This is a genomic window from Saccharomonospora iraqiensis subsp. iraqiensis, assembly GCF_000430445.1.
GTDB lineage: Bacteria > Actinomycetota > Actinomycetes > Mycobacteriales > Pseudonocardiaceae > Saccharomonospora > Saccharomonospora iraqiensis.
Genome location: NZ_KE387126.1, coordinates 1,820 through 4,358, shown reverse-complemented (window position 1 = coordinate 4,358; position 2,539 = coordinate 1,820). Strand labels below are relative to the sequence as shown.

The following is a 2,539-nucleotide window of genomic DNA, read 5'->3' as shown; positions in this document are numbered from 1 at the left end:
GTGCCCGGGACCGGCCGCGTCCGGGGCGGGCGGCTCCGGGGCGCGGGTCCGGCGGACGGGTCGGGCTACAGGACGGTGCGCAGTCGGTCGGCGATCGTGCCGATCCGGCCCAGCACCCCGTTGACGAACCGCGGCGAGTCGTCGGTGGACAGCTCCCGGACCAGCCCGACCGCCTGGTCGATGGCCACCGGATCGGGCACGTCAGCGGCCCACAACAGCTCGTACAGACCGACCCGGAGCACCGCGAGGTCGACCGGGGGCATCCGCTCCAGCGACCACCCCTGCGCGTGCTCGGCCAGCAGCTCGTCGATGCGCTCGCGGTGGGCGCCCACCCCCTCGACCAGGGTGACCGTGTAGTCGTTGATCGCCTCGACCTCGGTCGCGCCGACCCGCTCCGCCAGCAGCGTCCGCGGATCGGTCTCCCGTTGCGCGGCCTCGTAGAGCAGTTCGACGGCACGCCGTCGGGCGTCGCGTCGACCGGGCGCCCCGCGGCGGGGGCGGGAGGGACGTGTGTCGTTCACCGTTGGCCGCCGTCCGCGCTCAGGCGCGGCCGAGATAGCGGCCGTCGCGGGTGTCGATCTTGATCTTCTCGCCGTTGCCGACGAACAGCGGCACCTGCACCTCGCCCCCGGTCTCCACCGTGGCCGGCTTGGTGCCGCCGGTGGACCGGTCGCCCTGCAGACCGGGTGCGGTCTCGGTGATGGTCAGCTCGACCGTCGTGGGCAGCTCCACGTACAGCGGTTTGCCCTCGTGCATCGCGATCTGCACGTCGGTGTTCTCCAGCAGGAACTTGGCACCCTCGCCGACCATGTCGCCGGAGATCTCCAGCTGGTCGAACGTCTCGCCGTCCATGAAGATGTAGTCGCTGCCGTCGTTGTAGAGGTAGGTCATCTGCCGTCGGTCGACGGTCGCGGTGTCGACCTTGGTTCCGGCGTTGAACGTCCGGTCCACCACCTTGCCGCTGGTGACGTTCTTCAGCGTCGTCCGGACGAACGCGCCGCCCTTGCCGGGCTTGACGTGCTGGAAGGTCACGACGGACCACAGCTGGCCGTCCAGGTTGAGGACCATGCCGTTCTTGAGGTCGTTGGTGGTGGCCACGAGTGTGCGTTCTCCTGTGTCGGGTGGGGCCGCCACTAGGCGACCACGAGTTCCTTGGTACTGACTGTGAGGAGCTCGGGAGTGCCCTCCCGCACGACGAGCGTGTCCTCGATCCGGACACCACCGCGCCCCGCCAGGTAGACCCCCGGCTCCACGGTGACCGCCATGCGGGCGGCCAGTGTACCGGCGCCACGCGGGGACAGGCTCGGCGCCTCGTGCACCGCCAGTCCCACGCCGTGTCCGAGACCGTGCGGGAAGTGTTCGCCGTACCCGTCCCCGGAGACCACGGTACGGGCCACCTCGTCCACCGACGAGACCTCCCGTCCCGGCCGCAGTGCCTCCGTGGCGGCGGTCTGCGCCCGCAGCACCAGGTCGTACAGCTCCCGCTGCCATCCGGCGGGTGGTCCGAGCACGACCGTGCGGGTCATGTCCGAGTGGTACCCGTCCACGACCGCACCGAAATCCATCTTCACCAGGTCCCCGCGCTCCAGGACCGCGTCGGTCGGCCGGTGGTGCGGGATCGCCGCGTGCGCCCCCGCGGCCACGATCGACTCGAACGCGGTGCCGTGCGCGCCGTGCTCGGCCATGCGGGTCTCCAGCTCGCGGGCCACCTCGCGTTCGGTCCGGCCCGGCCGCAGGTCCCCCCGGCCGAGCAGGTCGGCCAGCGCCCGGTCGGCGGCGGCACAGGCGGCCCGCAGCGCGGCGATCTCGGTGTCGTCCTTGACCGCCCGGAGCCGTTCGGTCAACCCCGGGGCCCGGCGGAGGTGGACGTGCTCGACGATCCCGGACAGCGCGGCGTGCTCCTCCACGGTGACGTGATCGCTGTCGAACCCGAGCCGGGCGTACTCCCGGGGGCTGCCGTCCGCCCGGCGCACCAGGGCGGCCGCGCTCGGGCGTTCGATGAGCCGCTGGAGATCCGGCACCTCGTCGGCGGCCCGGGCGGTGTAGCGGCCGTCGGTGCACAACACCGTCCCGTGCTCGGCGGTGTCGGCGCCCGTGCCCCCGTCGCCGTCGGTGTCGGTGCGCACCAGCAACGCGGCGGTGGACCCGGTGAACCCGGTCAGGTACCGGATGTTGACCGGATCGGTGACCAGCAGCGCGTCCAGGTCGGCCGCGGCCAGCTCGGCGCGCAGCGCGCGGCGGCGGTCCGCATGGATCTCGGGCATCCGCTCAGTCTACGGACGCCCCTCCCCCGACGGGTGCCCGGCGCACGGTCCACGACGCTACAGTGAGCCGATGCCGTCCTGGGTTCCGCGCGCGCTCGGCATGGCCGTGCTGCACGCCGCCGCCACCGTCGCGCTCGCCAAGATCGCCGTGTTCCATCCGACCGACGTCACGCCGATGACCGTCACCTCCCTGGCCGTGCTGGTCGGCGCCGCCGCCCTGTGGAGCGCGCTGGACGCCTGGCTGGGAGCCGACCGGCCGGGGCGTACGTGGTTCC

General features: G+C 72.8%; 3 protein-coding genes and 1 pseudogene. 1 reads left to right on the top strand and 3 read right to left on the bottom strand.

Going from position 1 to position 2,539, the window contains the following annotated elements:
* Positions 1 to 65: 65 nt before the first annotated feature.
* Genes nusB through ACTIR_RS0118785 form a run of 3 tightly spaced genes read right to left on the bottom strand, consistent with a single transcriptional unit; the run spans position 66 to position 2,264 of the window.
* Complete coding sequence (gene nusB, locus ACTIR_RS0118795; RefSeq protein WP_026455433.1) at positions 66 to 521, bottom strand: transcription antitermination factor NusB; 456 nt, start codon at positions 519 to 521, stop codon at positions 66 to 68.
* 19 nt (positions 522 to 540) lie between these two features.
* Positions 541 to 1,098 carry an elongation factor P gene (gene efp / locus ACTIR_RS0118790; protein ID WP_026455432.1) on the bottom strand — a complete coding sequence of 186 codons (558 nt, stop codon included), beginning with the start codon at positions 1,096 to 1,098 and terminating at the stop codon, positions 541 to 543.
* A 35-nt stretch (positions 1,099 to 1,133) separates the two neighbouring features.
* Positions 1,134 to 2,264 carry an aminopeptidase P family protein gene (locus ACTIR_RS0118785; protein ID WP_026455431.1) on the bottom strand — a complete coding sequence of 377 codons (1,131 nt, stop codon included), beginning with the start codon at positions 2,262 to 2,264 and terminating at the stop codon, positions 1,134 to 1,136.
* Positions 2,265 to 2,334: 70 nt separating this feature from the next.
* Here ACTIR_RS0118785 and ACTIR_RS27285 point away from each other — a divergent pair.
* Positions 2,335 to 2,539: pseudogene (locus tag ACTIR_RS27285) on the top strand (B-4DMT family transporter); the annotation flags it as partial.

What these genes read in the sequence shown, in the direction of transcription:
- ACTIR_RS0118785 (WP_026455431.1), bottom strand. Translation starts at nt 2,264, where the DNA reads ATGCCCGAGATCCATGCGGACCGCCGCCGCGCGCTGCGCGCCGAGCTG.